This is a genomic window from Alteromonas mediterranea DE, assembly GCF_000020585.3.
In the GTDB taxonomy this organism is placed as follows: Bacteria; Pseudomonadota; Gammaproteobacteria; order Enterobacterales; family Alteromonadaceae; genus Alteromonas; species Alteromonas mediterranea.
This window is the reverse complement of record NC_011138.3, coordinates 3,562,103-3,575,670: the sequence shown is the minus strand read 5'-3', so window position 1 is coordinate 3,575,670 and position 13,568 is coordinate 3,562,103. Positions and strand designations below refer to the sequence as shown.

The 13,568-nt window shown below is 44.0% G+C and carries 16 protein-coding genes and 1 tRNA gene; 5 read left to right on the top strand and 12 right to left on the bottom strand.

What is annotated here, in order from left to right; translation table 11 throughout:
- Positions 1–160: 160 nt before the first annotated feature.
- Positions 161–1,069, bottom strand: a complete 909-nt coding sequence (locus MADE_RS15860; protein ID WP_012519654.1) for an AI-2E family transporter — start codon at positions 1,067–1,069, stop codon at positions 161–163.
- A gap of 8 nt (positions 1,070–1,077) precedes the next feature.
- Positions 1,078–1,323, bottom strand: coding sequence for a hypothetical protein (locus MADE_RS20960; protein WP_012519653.1), 246 nt, complete (start codon positions 1,321–1,323; stop codon positions 1,078–1,080).
- Between the two features lie 297 nt (positions 1,324–1,620).
- Here MADE_RS20960 and MADE_RS15855 point away from each other — a divergent pair, with 297 nt between their 5' ends.
- Positions 1,621–2,709 carry a Gfo/Idh/MocA family protein gene (locus tag MADE_RS15855; protein ID WP_012519652.1) on the top strand — a complete coding sequence of 363 codons (1,089 nt, stop codon included), beginning with the start codon at positions 1,621–1,623 and terminating at the stop codon, positions 2,707–2,709.
- A gap of 114 nt (positions 2,710–2,823) precedes the next feature.
- Here the strand turns inward: MADE_RS15855 and MADE_RS15850 are convergent, their stop codons facing one another.
- The 3 genes from MADE_RS15850 to MADE_RS15840 all read right to left on the bottom strand — a co-directional run bounded on the left by MADE_RS15850 (position 2,824) and on the right by MADE_RS15840 (position 5,329).
- On the bottom strand, positions 2,824–3,897 hold the full coding sequence (locus MADE_RS15850) for an ADP-ribosylglycohydrolase family protein (RefSeq protein WP_012519651.1): 1,074 nt from the start codon (positions 3,895–3,897) through the stop codon (positions 2,824–2,826).
- Between the two features lie 90 nt (positions 3,898–3,987).
- Positions 3,988–4,776: a lipase family protein gene (locus tag MADE_RS15845; protein WP_012519650.1), complete on the bottom strand. Its 789-nt coding sequence runs from the start codon at positions 4,774–4,776 to the stop codon at positions 3,988–3,990.
- 196 nt (positions 4,777–4,972) lie between these two features.
- Positions 4,973–5,329, bottom strand: coding sequence for a RidA family protein (locus MADE_RS15840; protein WP_012519649.1), 357 nt, complete (start codon positions 5,327–5,329; stop codon positions 4,973–4,975).
- Positions 5,330–5,548: 219 nt separating this feature from the next.
- Between MADE_RS15840 and MADE_RS15835 the strand changes: the two genes are divergently transcribed.
- The 4 genes from MADE_RS15835 (at position 5,549) to MADE_RS15820 (ending at position 7,110) form a co-directional block, all read left to right on the top strand.
- Complete coding sequence (locus MADE_RS15835; RefSeq protein ID WP_012519648.1) at positions 5,549–5,776, top strand: type II toxin-antitoxin system prevent-host-death family antitoxin; 228 nt, start codon at positions 5,549–5,551, stop codon at positions 5,774–5,776.
- Complete coding sequence (locus MADE_RS15830; protein WP_012519647.1) at positions 5,754–6,110, top strand: type II toxin-antitoxin system RelE/ParE family toxin; 357 nt, start codon at positions 5,754–5,756, stop codon at positions 6,108–6,110. Before MADE_RS15835 ends, MADE_RS15830 begins: the two co-directional genes overlap by 23 nt.
- Positions 6,111–6,569: 459 nt before the next feature.
- Positions 6,570–6,830 carry a type II toxin-antitoxin system ParD family antitoxin gene (locus tag MADE_RS15825; protein WP_012519646.1) on the top strand — a complete coding sequence of 87 codons (261 nt, stop codon included), beginning with the start codon at positions 6,570–6,572 and terminating at the stop codon, positions 6,828–6,830.
- The gene (locus MADE_RS15820) at positions 6,817–7,110 is read left to right on the top strand and encodes a type II toxin-antitoxin system RelE/ParE family toxin (protein ID WP_012519645.1); all 294 of its coding nucleotides are present in this window, start codon (positions 6,817–6,819) and stop codon (positions 7,108–7,110) included. The genes MADE_RS15825 and MADE_RS15820 overlap by 14 nt, the downstream gene beginning before the upstream one ends.
- A 289-nt stretch (positions 7,111–7,399) precedes the next feature.
- On the opposite strand, the gene MADE_RS15815 is transcribed toward MADE_RS15820, so the two are convergent.
- The 7 genes from MADE_RS15815 to MADE_RS15780 all read right to left on the bottom strand — a co-directional run bounded on the left by MADE_RS15815 (position 7,400) and on the right by MADE_RS15780 (position 13,522).
- Positions 7,400–7,486, bottom strand: a tRNA-Leu gene (locus tag MADE_RS15815).
- 152 nt (positions 7,487–7,638) lie between these two features.
- On the bottom strand, positions 7,639–8,772 hold the full coding sequence (locus MADE_RS15810; protein ID WP_012519644.1) for a HupE/UreJ family protein: 1,134 nt from the start codon (positions 8,770–8,772) through the stop codon (positions 7,639–7,641).
- On the bottom strand, positions 8,765–9,829 hold the full coding sequence (locus tag MADE_RS15805) for a tetratricopeptide repeat protein (protein WP_012519643.1): 1,065 nt from the start codon (positions 9,827–9,829) through the stop codon (positions 8,765–8,767). Before MADE_RS15805 ends, MADE_RS15810 begins: the two co-directional genes overlap by 8 nt.
- A gap of 96 nt (positions 9,830–9,925) precedes the next feature.
- A complete protein-coding gene (locus tag MADE_RS15800; protein WP_012519642.1) occupies positions 9,926–10,492 on the bottom strand; it encodes an Ig-like domain-containing protein in 567 nt (188 codons plus the stop codon).
- A gap of 11 nt (positions 10,493–10,503) precedes the next feature.
- Entirely contained in the window at positions 10,504–12,096 is a 1,593-nt protein-coding gene (locus tag MADE_RS15795) for a DUF4331 domain-containing protein (protein WP_012519641.1), read from the bottom strand.
- Positions 12,097–12,257: 161 nt separating this feature from the next.
- Entirely contained in the window at positions 12,258–12,992 is a 735-nt protein-coding gene (locus tag MADE_RS15785; protein WP_012519640.1) for an anti-sigma factor, read from the bottom strand.
- Positions 12,989–13,522: a sigma-70 family RNA polymerase sigma factor gene (locus MADE_RS15780; RefSeq protein ID WP_012519639.1), complete on the bottom strand. Its 534-nt coding sequence runs from the start codon at positions 13,520–13,522 to the stop codon at positions 12,989–12,991. Before MADE_RS15780 ends, MADE_RS15785 begins: the two co-directional genes overlap by 4 nt.
- Between the last annotated feature and the right edge of the window lie 46 nt (positions 13,523–13,568).

The following is a 13,568-nucleotide window of genomic DNA, read 5'->3' as shown; positions in this document are numbered from 1 at the left end:
TAGTTTCATTCTCAGCGTAATAACGTTTTAGTTAGCACTTGATGGCAATATAAAAAGGCCTAACGGAGTATAAAATGTCCATTAGGCCTTTATTGTTGATAAGGATCGTAAACAACAGCTAGTGGTCTAAGGTTTCTCTATTCTACGAACGACAGAAAAATTACTTCGACTCAAGAAGCCTTATCCAGTGGTCAAAAACGCCTAGATTTTCCAAAATAATTTTAACGCACATTAATATTGGCACTGCGAGTAAGACGCCCACCACGCCCCACAGCCAGCCTGTAATAGCTATCCAAATAATTATTATTAGCGGGTTGAGCTGCATACTGCGCCCCAATACGGCTGGGGTAATCAACTGAGACTCAATAATATTTAAAAACAAAAAGACACCGGCTGGAAGAAATGCGCTGCTGGTAAGTCCAAACTGAACAACTCCTACTACTAGCAACACCATGCTACTTGCGATACCGCCCAGGTAGGGAACAAAATTCATTAAAGCAACAAGGGCGCCCCACAAAAGCGCGTCTTCAATATTCAAATAGTAAAATGCACCAGCTGTAGCCAGCCCTAAACAGGTGTTTATGATACTGATTGTGACTATATATGCAGAAAGTTCTCGCTGAATTTGATCGACTAATACCAGTGCTCGTCTTTTGTCGGTAACCACCGGGAAATCTCTGATGAAAACGTGAAACAGATTAGGGCCAAAAACCAATAAGAAAAAAATCAACACAACACATGCCATGACTTGAGCTAATAAGAATGGCGCGTTGCTAAACAAGGTTATTCCCATATTAATACCGCTTTGTTTAATCTTGTCGGTAACCGAATTTGAGGTATCAGGTTGAGCTACGGGCAGCTTTGGGGAATCGTCGTCGCCAAACCAGTTGAAAATAGAGGGTTCCTCTTCAACTGGTTCAGCTGCAGGAGGTGTAGTATAGGCATCAATACTACTGCTAATTTCTTCTATTTCTTCGCTAATTTCGGCGGCTATTTTTGGCAGAGAATGCATCCAACGCTCTGCCGGCTCAGCAAGTTCTACAGTAAGCAATGTGAATGGGGCTATCAATAGAACAATTAGTGCGCCTGCTGAGATAGTCCGCGGTCAAATACTTTCCTAGCAATGGCAACGAGTGGGCTTAACAGTAATGCGATAAAAGCGGAAAAGAACAATGGGATAAGTAAAGATTTCGCCAAATACATGGTGTAAATAAAAGCAAAGATTACTAGGGTGTTCAGCAACTTAGTTTGCTTGGCTATTTTAGGGTACGCACCAGTTAAATTCTTTTTTTGTTTTTCAGTAGTAGAGCCAGCGTTATCCATGTCTTAGCCTTGGGTGAGAAGCGAAATATACGCGATTATTCGTAAACGTGATGAATTATGAATACAAATATTACGAAAATTTCATATTTAAAGTTCAGTACTTAGTATTATGAAACGAAAGAACAAACTTCAACAGATAATGTTTTAAGGCAATAGCGAAGAACTAATTACCTTTTAAATATTCATAGTCGCAATCCTGAGCTTTCTTATCCTTCTTAGTCATCTTTGTGTGATCTGTATAGACAAGTAAAGCACTATTAAAAGCATACATGGATTATTGTCTTATGGAGAGGGCTAATGCCTCGTATTACTCGTCGTCACTTTCTTCAAATAGCGGGTTCGGGTTTACTCGTTGCTCACAGCCCTTATTTGTTAGCTCAGACACCTAAGAAGAAACTAGGCGTAGCCTTGCTTGGCTTAGGCAATTACAGCACAAATTTATTAGCGCCTGCGCTACAGCACACCGAACATTGCGAGCTGCGAGGCATCATCACAGGTAGCGAAGAAAAAATTCCCAAGTGGCAAAGAAAGTACGGCATTAAAGACGCCAACGTATATACATACGGCTCTATGGCAGAAATAGCCAACAACGACGATATTGACGTTATCTATGTTGTAACGCCCACAGGTACGCACAAAGACTTTGCTGTGCAGGCTGCAAATACAGGAAAGCACGTGTGGTGTGAAAAGCCAATGGCCATGGATAGTGAGGAGTGCCAAGCTATCATTGATGCCTGTAATAGAAATAATGTGACCTTGTCTATTGGCTATCGCATGCAGCACGAACCCAACACACGCACTTTTCATCAATACCTTGAGACTAAACCCTATGGGGATATAACCGCGGTATCGAGCTTTGCGGGTTATGCCGGGCAAGGTAGGGCGGCAGACAACTGGCGCATGAAAAAGCATATGGGAGGCGGTGCCCTTTATGACATGGGCGTTTATGCGATAAACAGTGCACGCTTTTTAACGGGGCGAGAGCCTTTATCTGTTACCGGCAGCCATCCTCCACAGTGCTTCCCAAACAAGTTTGCTGAAGTTGATGAAACGACCTTATTCACCATGGACTTTGGTGACGGACTGGTGGCCGATTGCGGCACTAGCGTAGTAAAAGGGTTTAATTATTTCAAAGCTGAGTGTGAAGACGGTTGGTATCAGCTAAAGCCAATGCAGAGCTACAACGGTGTTACGGGTACAACATCTGATGGGAAAACACTGCCACCTATTGACGGTATGCAGCAAACACTTCAAATGGATAACGACGCCCTAGCCATATTAACTGGGCGACAGCCAATGGTACCTGGTAGTGAAGGGCTTGCTGATATTAAGATTGTTAACGCCATATCTGAAGCGGCGAAAACGGGTCAAACAGTTAGGCTGTAAGGTTTTACCACCAAGCTCAACAGGGGCAAAAGCGAAGCATCAAAAATTCGTTGTTCATGTAATGCTACGTTTGGCGTTCGCTTCGTTTTGATTATACGAAGCTTCTTGCCTGCGTCATTCAACGCCTATAGAATCGATTAGCGAGTTTAGCTTTTTCGTATCAGTTAATTCGCTAAACCATGGGGTTATCTCTGTCCCGTGCATTAAACCTAGTATGGCCCCTAAAACAAAACCGCGATGCACGTTGTCACCACCCACGTTGGCGTTTGCCATCAGTGCTTTTCTCGGATTATCAGCATAGCGATAAGCGAAGTATAATACGGCGGGCCAGGCGTTTGAGATATAACATGCCGGCGAATACATACGTCCAACAACTTCAATATCGCTTTTGTTCTTTGCCGTAAGCTCAGCTAAGTTCAGCCCTGCTGACTTACCCGACACCTCTTCTAAAATATCCTTGGATGATTCATCTTCGCGGTGAACCAATTTGTAAATCAACTCTACATAGCAGTCGCACACTGAAGCTAACGACTCATCGGGATGAGTCAAGTAGAGGTGCTCACGACACACACGTTTTATATCTTCAAGCGCAGCATTCTTAGCTGCTTCTACTACCGCTAAAGGTGTTACTGATACAAAAGCCCCTATCGAAGCTGTATCGTGGGTAACCGCTCCACATTTGTCCGCAGGACAGCCTTGTTCAAGGTTCGCGAAAAAACCTCTGTGATAAGACTCGGCATATGTGTCAGGGTGTTTTGGCACATCGGCGCGCATAAAGCTAATGTACTGGTTTAAAAACTCATCTGCGTCATAACCTTTAAGTGCGCAGGTCAGAACAATGCGGGCGCAATGGGCATTAAGCGTATTTTCACCTGCTTTCATACCCTGATGGTAATGCACATTGTCTTTGCCCCAGTACTGCCTTTTCCCTTTAAGAATGACCTCGCCCACTATTTCTTTTTGGCTAGCTGATGCCTTGTTTGCGCGGCCACCTTGTTGTGTGGAATGCAGCGACATTATTGAAGAGGGATGAAAGGATGGCGCATCCTCAAACTGCTCTATTCCTAACGGAAACGCTTTGTAGATATCTGCAGGGTTGTAAAACCAGTGCACCGGCATAGCGAGTGCGTCGCCGACAAATGCGTTTTTAAGTGCTGCTCTTGCGCGTTCTACGATTAATGAAGCCATCTTTCCTCTCGCCTGCCAACTAATTTATTTGGATGGGAATGCGTGTATTAACTCATTTAAATTACGCGTAAATGGCCAAAAATGATCGTTTTAATGCTCGTCAAACAATGTCTTGTTACGGATATATTTTCGCATGTAGTGGTAGGTAATAGGGCGCAACAACCAACTTTGAAGGGATATAAAAAAGCGCCTATGCGTGGGTGTGTTTTCATATATTTTGTCGTCGTGCAACCAAAGCATTTTACCTACGTGCCAAAAGTAAAAAGGGAAGGGCGGCATAAAGGTGATTACGTCTAAGTCGCAGCAAATACGGTAGGTCCTGTGGTGTAGCGTGTAATGTTTGTACCACGAGCGCGTGCCCACCGCCGGTTGGCCGAAAGTCACCACTCTTTTTACCGACTTAGGGTCTCGCCTTTGGAAATAATCGGCCATGAGCACAGCAACCGCTCCGCCTGATGAATGGCCGATAAACGAAAAGCGTTTACCTTGGGCGCGAAGTGGCTCTAGTACTTTAACGAGTAACTCTCTTAGCGGTAAGGCGTCCTCTGAGGTCTTTGTACTTGAATACATCGGCTGAGCAAGTAGTCTCGCAAAACCCCAGTGAACAAAAAAGCTTCTGTTCAACTGACGTAATCTATAGGGTATGAAAAACAAATTAGCGAACCAGTCTTTAAAACCTAACGAACCTCGAAAAACAATAATGACTTCTTTTTTGTTTTCTACCCACAATATTCTTACGCTCATTCTGCCGTATTTGTCGACCAGTTGACGTTCATGAAAAGGGTCTAGTATTTTCTGATATTGTGCGTCGGCATCGGGGTAGGCGAGTTGACAGAGGATGGCATATCGTTCGTATTGATAGCGTTTCAATTTCTTCATGAAAACTCATATCGGAGCAATGTGCATTTTGAGATAGTGCTTGTGACAGCACTTTCAGAGAACCTTATACGCTATAGGATATTTATTTCAGAGATATGACGGCGAGGAAAATTCGGATAAATTTATCATAGTTGGCTCTATGAATGACGGCATACCAATAACCATATAGCCTAAAATCAGTTCTTGCTTTCTATATTTATTCTGCAATCTCAGCAGCAACAACAGAGATTTCTACAAGCAGAGCCTCACGCGCCATATCGGCTGTAACACAAGCTCGCGCCGGAGCGTAACCCTCTGGTACCCAGTTGTCCCACACCTCATTCATTTTCGCAAAATCATCCATGGTTTTAAGGTAAATGGTCGCTGAAAGCATATGCTTTCTATCGCTGCCTGCCTGTATAAGCAGACTGTCGACTTTATCTAACATGGTTTGCGTTTGGTGAGTAATATCTTGCGTGGCATCTGCGCACACCTGACCGCATAAGTAGATAACGCCATTGTGCTTCACAATGCGACTCATGCGCTGCTTGGTTTCCATCCGTTCGATATTCATTAATTAAAGCCTTTAAGGAGTTTTGAAGAGTTAATGTTGAGCGACTTTAGTTGGTTTGTTTGGTTTCTTCAATTGTTAGGCAGTGCGAAATGAAGTATTAAATAAATGTTCCGGTATAGGCATATCATAAAAATATTGCGGTCCACTCGGAAATCTATCCGTTTCATTTTTCGTCTATCGGACTATAATAAGTCTATATTTAGACCAATAGAAATTGTCATGAAAACTCAAACTGTATCTTACATGAAGGAACATGCGAATCATCTGGAATTGGATAACCCCATTTTGGTCACGCAAAATGGCAAGCCAAAGTATGTTATTCAGGATGCGAATGACTACGAAGAACAGCAACAAACTATAGCATTATTAAAACTCATAAATTTGTCAGAACGCAGAGCGCGACAGAACGGGCTATTGGATCTGGATGAAGCATTTGACGACGATTGAATACAGCATAAAAGTGACACCGGTTTTTAAACTTTGTTTGAAAAAACTGGATGCATTTTTAATCAGAAAATTTAATCACAATGTTGCAAACGAGGCCAAGCGAGCTATTAAATCGAAAGTTAAGTCTCAACTCTCTGGAAATCCGTATTCTGCGCCTCATAGTGACAGGCTCCTGGAGTTAGGGTTAACCGAATACAGGCAGCTTCTTGTCGATAGTCATAATGTGGTGCTTTACCGAGTTGAAGAGTCTACAAAGACAGTCATTCTTCTTCTAGTTTTTGATTCTAGACAAGACCTGAAAAAGCTTTTGTTTGAAGTTAATTTACTCGTCTGATTTACCCCAAATTAATAGAACAGGATAAATACTGATCCCCCGTTTATGGTGTAGAGCCGGTTTCAGTATCTACTTCATAAAGAAGAGATGGTACCAGTGGGCGGACTTTGATTGGACCGACACTCGGCCGACACGCTTGCGTGGCGATTTGTTGAAATTCAGATACAAAAAAACCAACTGAAAAGTTGGTTTAATGTTTGGTACCAGTGGGCGGACTTGAACCGCCACGCTATCGCTAGCAACGGATTTTGAAAAGACGGTGGCTATTTTAGTTTTATAAAATCAATTACCTATCAGACAAAAAAGAAACTTTGCAAATTCTTTGCATAACTACTTTGATTCTCAACCAAGATTCCAGCCAATTTGCGCAATTAGTACTACTTTGTAAAAAGTCTACCTTTAGATTAGCAAAATGATCATAACATGCGCATAATATAAGCATAACATGTGGAGGTGTTTATGAACGTTACTCTTGGCTCTGAATTTGAAAAACGCATCAATGAAAAAGTTGCATCAGGACTTTACACATCTGCAAGCGAGGTGATCAGAGATGGTTTACGGTTGTTGTTTGAAAAAGATGTTTCGAAACAACAGCAACTTGAGATACTAAGAGAAGAGGTTGGCAAGGGCTTTAAACAGTTGTCTGATGGGCAAACTTCCGATAAGTCTGCGCTGGATATTTTTGCTGAAGTGAGCAAAGAAATCGATGGCAAGGTATAAATTATCTGAGCTTGCTGAGGAAGACTTGCGACTCATATCCGCCAAGACCATCGAAAAATGGGGTCTGTCTCAGGCGAAAAAATACGTGTCGCTGCTACATGAAACTATGATTCAGATTGCGACTACTCCAACTTTGGGAAGAAACAGACCTGAACTGTTTGAAACGGCTAGAAGCTTTCCCGCGCAAAAGCACATTGTATATTATTGGCAAACCGAAGCTGGAATAGAGGTCGCTAGAATATTGCACCAGCGCATGGATGTACTTATAGCGTTTGAGTGATGACCGAGCTGAACGTACCTACCCAAAAATAGTTAAGGTTTGCCTGGTGTTTATTGTGGGAGTGGTTTAACGAGAAAGTTAGAACCACAGGCACAAAAAAACCGACTCAAGGTCGGTTTATTGTTTCTCTTCTTAGTAAATAAAAAGAGAATGGTACCAGAGGCCGGGCTTTGATTGGACCGACACTCGGACGGCGCGCTTTAGGCGTGCCGATTCAATTTCGTTCAGGCACAAAAAAACCGACTCAAGGTCGGTTTATTGTTTCTCTTCTTAGTAAATAAAAAGAGAATGGTACCAGAGGCCGGACTTGAACCGGCACGCTATTTCTAGCAACGGATTTTGAATCCGTCATGTCTACCAATTTCATCACTCTGGCGTAGATAGATATGCTATCAATGCTTGGCATTATAGCGATGCGGCGCGCCTATACAACTACTTTTTATGGTTTTTATCGTTAAGTGCCGAAAGATTGTTCAATACCGCATATTGTCTTGGCTATTTGCTGAATGTTCAGTGTGATATTCACTTTTACCATCTTTGCAATGTCCAATTAAGTGCAACAACGGCAATGATAGATGATGCAATTGGCATTATCGCTTTGGCGTAAACCTTCACACTTCGAAGTGCTAACAGTAGTGGTAAAAGTATAGCAACAATGGCAAGTTGACCAATTTCAACCCCTAAGTTAAAGGCCAGCACGTTCATCACTAAACTCCCCGCTTGGGCATTTAAATCACCAAATACGCTGGCAAAGCCCATACCATGTAGCAGGCCAAACCCAAAGGTTATAAAGCCTACCCGCATGATCATAGGGTATACATTGTTTAGTGCGGTAATTGCGACGGAAATAGCTATCCCTAGTTCAACAATACGGCTATCAAGGGTTATAACGTCAAGAGCCGTAGCGGTTAAGGTGATTGAATGCGCCAGCGTAAATGTGCTTACTAAAATTACGGTATTCTTAAAAATGAGCTTTTTGCTCTGTTCTTTCACCCAGCGCTTATTTTTTCTGTAAAGGTTTACGGTCAGCAGTGTAGCGACTAAAAAGAGAATGTGATCGAGCCCTATGAAAATATGCCAGATACCTTGATACACCATTTCACCAAACTGAGAGACCCAGACGCTGTCTTGGGTTGAAACAGTAATGGCTGCGCGCTCACTGTCAAGCACATACACGAAGGATTGATCGTTTATGGTTATGGAGGTGAGCAACTTGTGGGTCGGGAAGTCTGTAACGATACCCGTGTACTGTACGCTCACCTCTTCTAAATACGCGCAACTCACTTCTAATGGATATACCAGAAGCGACTCGGCAGATATATCTCGCATGCTTGGCGATGCAACGTTTATGGCGCAGTAAGTGCCACTATTGCTTACCTTGACGTTATTCTGAATATAGCGACTTGCCAGATTATGGTTTCTGTTGACCTCGCCCCATGTCAAACTCCCGTCATTATTAACGTCTAAGCCTGCAACACGGCCGATGTCTTCAGGCTTTAACAAAAGCTCCCCTGAAAGTGTATTTTCAGACACGCTTTTAAGCGTTAAGTAACCGTTACTTAACTCATGAGAAACCGTTTGAAAACTGAGAGCGGTAAGAATGAAAAATGCGATAAGTCTAATCATGGTTCGGTCACTGAAATAGTTGGTTGGATTAGGCATCCACTGCCTTTTGGGCGCGTTCAAGCAATTGTTTGTCGTTGTTTGTTTGTGCGTATTCCCAGTTAAGCTTGGCAAATTTTAAGGCGAGTGCGTAGTTAGGTTGCACCTCTAAGAAGTAGGTGGCGACCTGTGCAGCATGGGAACTATCTTCGCGCCATACGCGTATTTCCATATTTTTCGCTAAGCGAGATTGGACGTTTGAAGACGTAATGCCTTGAGCACGTTCTGCCTTAGCCCACTTTAAAAGTAAACCATCATCCACCGTTGATATATCAGAAACTGCTGCCGCTAAAGTGTTCGTAATGGTGTCAAACTCGCCTAGCTTAAAATGAGCTTCAGCCCAAACCAGTAATGCGCTGATTGGGAGGGCGTTAAACGCCGTTTGATTTAGGTAGCGAATGGCCTCTTCGGCGTTACCGAGTTGAAGTGACATGTCTGCCAGTACTTCATAAAACCACTGTTTTTCATCAGGTCTAGCTGCGCTTGTGTATGTCTCGAAAGCGTTGAGCTTTTCGAGCAATTTCGCGTCTTTCTTTTCCGAGAAATCGGCATTTACCATGCAGGTAAAGGCAATTAAAAAACTGGTTTGGCCCACTAGCTGCTCGCAATAGTGCTTTGCTTGTGCGGTATTGCCCTGTTGAATATTGATATCTGCCAGCAGCAACTGCGCGGCAGGAGAGCGATAATGTGTTATTTGAGATAAGTGTTGTTTGGCTTGCTCAAACTTGTGTACACCTTGAAGAAGCCGGGCTTCTAGAATAATAAGGCGCTCTTTTTGGCCTGCGTTCAATGTGTCGAAATTGTTGCGTAGCCTATTTGTAAAACGCGTCACGCGTTCTCTTTCATCTCCACCCGCCGTTAAGTATCGGCTTGAGGTAAGTATTTTTTCAGCTTCATTTAAGTGCGCAATCGATTCATGTCGCGGCTGCCAAGTGGCAATAACGGTGTCGTAGCTCATGGCTTCATCTTGCGAGCTAGCGTAACTTCCTGCAGACGGTAAAACGAGCCCTAAGCCAGCAATAAGAAAGCGTAAAGTAAACGTGTTAATAAACTTCATTAATGTTTCCCTTAAAAAAGCCGTCCCTGGCTTCACGGTTGACACGGGTTCTTCGCTATTGGTAACCCGCTAGCGAATGCACGCATTCGGTACTTGTTATTGATCAATCAACAAGTCATCGAATGTAGAATCGTCAGCATCTTGGGTGAACTCTCTGCCGTTTATCGGTAAAGGTTCATCGGTCGGCGCTTGGTTAAAGGCGTCTCGGGTATAGCTTGACAACGACACTTGCTGTGCTTCTATAGTTACAGAAACTGTAGCTGTAACCTCAGGGTTTACACCATCAGAAACGGTAAAGGTAAAGCTGTCGCTACCTGTTACCTGAGCATTAGGCGTGTACGTAAAGCTACCGTCAGCATTCACTTCGGCGTTGCCTAAGCTGCCATTTTCTCCTAAGCCAAACGTTAGCGGGTCGCCGTCTTCATCCGTCGCCGTTAAGGTTCCGTCAAAAGCAATATCAGCCTGAGTCGTCAACATTTCATCAACGGCTACTGGTGCTACATTCTCTTCAGGTGCTTGATAGTCGTCATCATCGTCGCTATCAAAGCAGCCTGATAGTGCAAGAACCAACGATGAAACTATCCACAATCGATGTGTGTGTCTTTGGTTAACTGAATGGCGTTGACCAGCACTATTTTTCAAAAAACTCGTTGTAATGGGCATAATGGTACTCCCTATTCAGAACCCGCAAGCGGTGTTTTAAGGTACGGGAATGAATTGTCAATCATACTTGCATCCACAGGTGCGCCATCAGTGAAAGGTACGTTACCTACACTTGCATCTTCGGGGGCACAAAGCCCTAGGTCTGTATCTTCACCTGCAACCGGAATGGGGTAGCATAAGCGGCCCATCACTACGCGAAGTGCGATATCTACCACGTCATCACCTGGACGACGACCGTTAGGGAAGCCAGCTAAGTCATCACCTGCTACACCAAATGTAGACTGTGATTCAGCGGGCGTTGCTGGAATACCTGTATTCAGACGAAGCATTTCAGACGCGGTTACGGTAGCTTGTTGGTTCACACCCGGAAAGCCGGTTAAAAACGCAGTAACCAAGTCCATACGCGGGAAGTTAGTGGGTGCAAGGGTTTCGATATCAGTACCTAACGTAGTATTCACCGCATCTTTAAACAGAATATTTAGCAATTCAGGTAGTGAAGGGTGAGTGACATAATCAGCAAACTGACCGTCAGCACTTGGGTGAGATGTAGAGAACTTGTCTTTATCGCCAATGCCAATAACGAGTTCGTTAACCAGTGGGTTACCTAAACGAGACACTTGCGTCATGGCACCGCCATTCGTTTCAGGCTTTTCAAAGGTGGCATCTGGGTTAAGTATGCGCGCTTGTGGTAAGCTTGCTGTTGTCCAGCTGCCGATAACGCCATTGCCTTCATCAGTTACACACGCTGAGGGCACTTCAATAGAAAGCGCGGTCACGTTTTTGTCACCCAAATCATCGTTCATCGGGCTTTGTGTAATACCGCCCGGGAACCCTTCGCCATCACCAGCACCAGGCGAGCTGTCACCTTCAACAGGTACATAGTTCACAAGGTCGAATGTTTTACCCAAGTTAACTACGAAGGGGTCTTTACGTTGTCCAACAAACACCTTAGCCATGTCGTCACAACCTGGAATGTTGAATGAATAAATAAAGCTCTCGGCATAGCGGGCGTATTCAGCTTCGCTCGTGAAGGTTTTGTTACCGATATAATCTAGCGGCTTTTTAAACATATCGCCCATAGCTGGCGTTAACGTGGTGCGTGTGCCTGTTTGCATATCGCCACTAACCATCGTCAGGCTATACATTTCAGAGAAATTTGCAGCGCTTGAATCATCAGCGCTAATACTCCCTACGTTTTTAAGCGGTACTTTCACCATTTTTTGCTCGCCTTCTGGGCCAACCGGTAGCGCAATACCTTCATTGTCAGCAGCAAGCGTATTGTTAAAGTTAAAAACAAAGCTGATATCTTCAACCGCATCACCGTCGCTATCTATATGGATGGCGTAATGTGCGTTAGGGTCCATAGCAAAATAGTTAGGGCCGCCGTAGGCATCTTGTAGTGGAATATAATTTGCGATGAAGGTTACGTAACCTTCACGGCCTTCTTCGTAGCTATTAAAAGCATAGAAGTCAGTGCTGTCCAGTGCTGGGTGGCGCGTAATATTAGGCGCTTCTCTGTGACTAGAAGCCATAGCACCAGCGGTAATGGCAGCACAAGTCACAGCGACGGCTACAGACAAAGTTTTGCGTTTGAATTGAATCATGTTGGGTCTCTCTGTTTTTTATGAGTTCAAAAGACCAAACGACCGAGGTTTTAGATTGGATGCAAAAATGTTTAAAAAAATAGAGAAAAGTTTTTATAAAAGGTTAAAAGCAAGAAAGGCCACATGCGTGGCCTTTATAAGTGTAAGATTTTTCTTGAAAATTATACTGAAACAATAGGCGCGATATAAAGCACTTCTGTAGGAGCTCCCGTTACCGAGCCACCTGGCGCCTCTAGGCTAACTGCCAGTGCTGCAATGCTTTGGCTAAGCAATATATCTGGTGTCACTCTTGTATCACCATTAGCTTCAGGCATAAGGCCTAGCGAAATTGGGGCTTCACCGTTTGCTGGCACCATCCAAAGTTCATAATCTTTATCTGCAAGTGCAACAAAGGCGTCTGTCACTTTTACGTTCATAGTTTCGTCAGAGACCTCTATCACCCACAAAGGCGTATTGTCCGCATTGTTGACCACGGCAATATGCGATACCTCTGGTGCAGGTATAGGCTGCATAACAAAAAGCAATACTGCCAACACCAATGCGGCAGCGGTAGAAAGAAAGGATAGATTTTTCCAGCGTTTTTGTTTTTCTTTCTCAAAGTCGAGCACCTGACCCGAATCACTCGGCGTATTTACACCAGTAGCGATACCAGCGTCGTTAGCCGCTTCGTGTCCAAGCTTTATTTGAATGCTCTCCCATACATTGGCAGGTGGTGTAACCGGAGGAAGGGTTTCTGCAAAGCCGGTTAAATATTGCTCCCACTGTGCTGTAGCATCGCTCACTGCCTGATACTGCATCATCAACTTTTGATAGCGCGTGCGCGCTTTACCGCGAAGGGTGCCAACAACGTATTCCGCTGCCAGCGCGTTCAAGCGTTCTTCTTTTAAATAATTCATAGTGATAGGCACCTCTGCAAACTTTGCAAGCCTCGTCTTATCCAGCTTTTAATTGTACCAAGTGGTGATGCTAAGTGATTCACCACTTCTTGATGCGACATGCCATTCACGTAAGCCAAGTGAATAGCTTGTCGTTGGGGGCCCTCAAGTTCATCTAAACAGGTCGCTAATTTTGCTTGTTCAGCACCTAGCTTAACAGCTTGAGTGGCTTCAACGCCCGATGGCGCGTCATCGTGAAGCTCAACTTCGTTTCTCACATTGTGATAGCGAATTAAATCTAGTGCGCGATAGCGTGCAATGCTTACCATCCACGTAAGTACTGTGCCTTTTCCACGCTGGTAATTTCCTGCGTTATGCCAGATTTTAATATAGGCATCTTGTGTGGCCTCATCGGCAAGCTCGGGTCGCTTTAACAGCTTTAAAGCAACCGCATAAAGCTGCGGACTGGTTATCTTATAAAGCTCTGCGAAGGCTTTTTTGTCGCCGTCTGCCGTTTTACACAGCAGAGGGAACAAAGTTTCATGTTCCATCGTTGCTCCTACCTTTTATTGTTACGGCTGTCTTCACAAAGAGACG

What these genes read in the sequence shown, in the direction of transcription:
- MADE_RS20960 (WP_012519653.1), bottom strand. Translation starts at nt 1,323, where the DNA reads ATGGATAACGCTGGCTCTACTACTGAAAAACAAAAAAAGAATTTAACT.
- MADE_RS15855 (WP_012519652.1), top strand. Translation starts at nt 1,621, where the DNA reads ATGCCTCGTATTACTCGTCGTCACTTTCTTCAAATAGCGGGTTCGGGT.
- MADE_RS15850 (WP_012519651.1), bottom strand. Translation starts at nt 3,897, where the DNA reads ATGGCTTCATTAATCGTAGAACGCGCAAGAGCAGCACTTAAAAACGCA.
- MADE_RS15845 (WP_012519650.1), bottom strand. Translation starts at nt 4,776, where the DNA reads ATGAAGAAATTGAAACGCTATCAATACGAACGATATGCCATCCTCTGT.
- MADE_RS15840 (WP_012519649.1), bottom strand. Translation starts at nt 5,329, where the DNA reads ATGAATATCGAACGGATGGAAACCAAGCAGCGCATGAGTCGCATTGTG.
- MADE_RS15835 (WP_012519648.1), top strand. Translation starts at nt 5,549, where the DNA reads ATGAAAACTCAAACTGTATCTTACATGAAGGAACATGCGAATCATCTG.
- MADE_RS15830 (WP_012519647.1), top strand. Translation starts at nt 5,754, where the DNA reads ATGAAGCATTTGACGACGATTGAATACAGCATAAAAGTGACACCGGTT.
- MADE_RS15825 (WP_012519646.1), top strand. Translation starts at nt 6,570, where the DNA reads ATGAACGTTACTCTTGGCTCTGAATTTGAAAAACGCATCAATGAAAAA.
- MADE_RS15820 (WP_012519645.1), top strand. Translation starts at nt 6,817, where the DNA reads ATGGCAAGGTATAAATTATCTGAGCTTGCTGAGGAAGACTTGCGACTC.
- MADE_RS15810 (WP_012519644.1), bottom strand. Translation starts at nt 8,772, where the DNA reads ATGCCTAATCCAACCAACTATTTCAGTGACCGAACCATGATTAGACTT.
- MADE_RS15805 (WP_012519643.1), bottom strand. Translation starts at nt 9,829, where the DNA reads ATGAAGTTTATTAACACGTTTACTTTACGCTTTCTTATTGCTGGCTTA.
- MADE_RS15800 (WP_012519642.1), bottom strand. Translation starts at nt 10,492, where the DNA reads ATGCCCATTACAACGAGTTTTTTGAAAAATAGTGCTGGTCAACGCCAT.
- MADE_RS15795 (WP_012519641.1), bottom strand. Translation starts at nt 12,096, where the DNA reads ATGATTCAATTCAAACGCAAAACTTTGTCTGTAGCCGTCGCTGTGACT.
- MADE_RS15785 (WP_012519640.1), bottom strand. Translation starts at nt 12,992, where the DNA reads ATGAATTATTTAAAAGAAGAACGCTTGAACGCGCTGGCAGCGGAATAC.
- MADE_RS15780 (WP_012519639.1), bottom strand. Translation starts at nt 13,522, where the DNA reads ATGGAACATGAAACTTTGTTCCCTCTGCTGTGTAAAACGGCAGACGGC.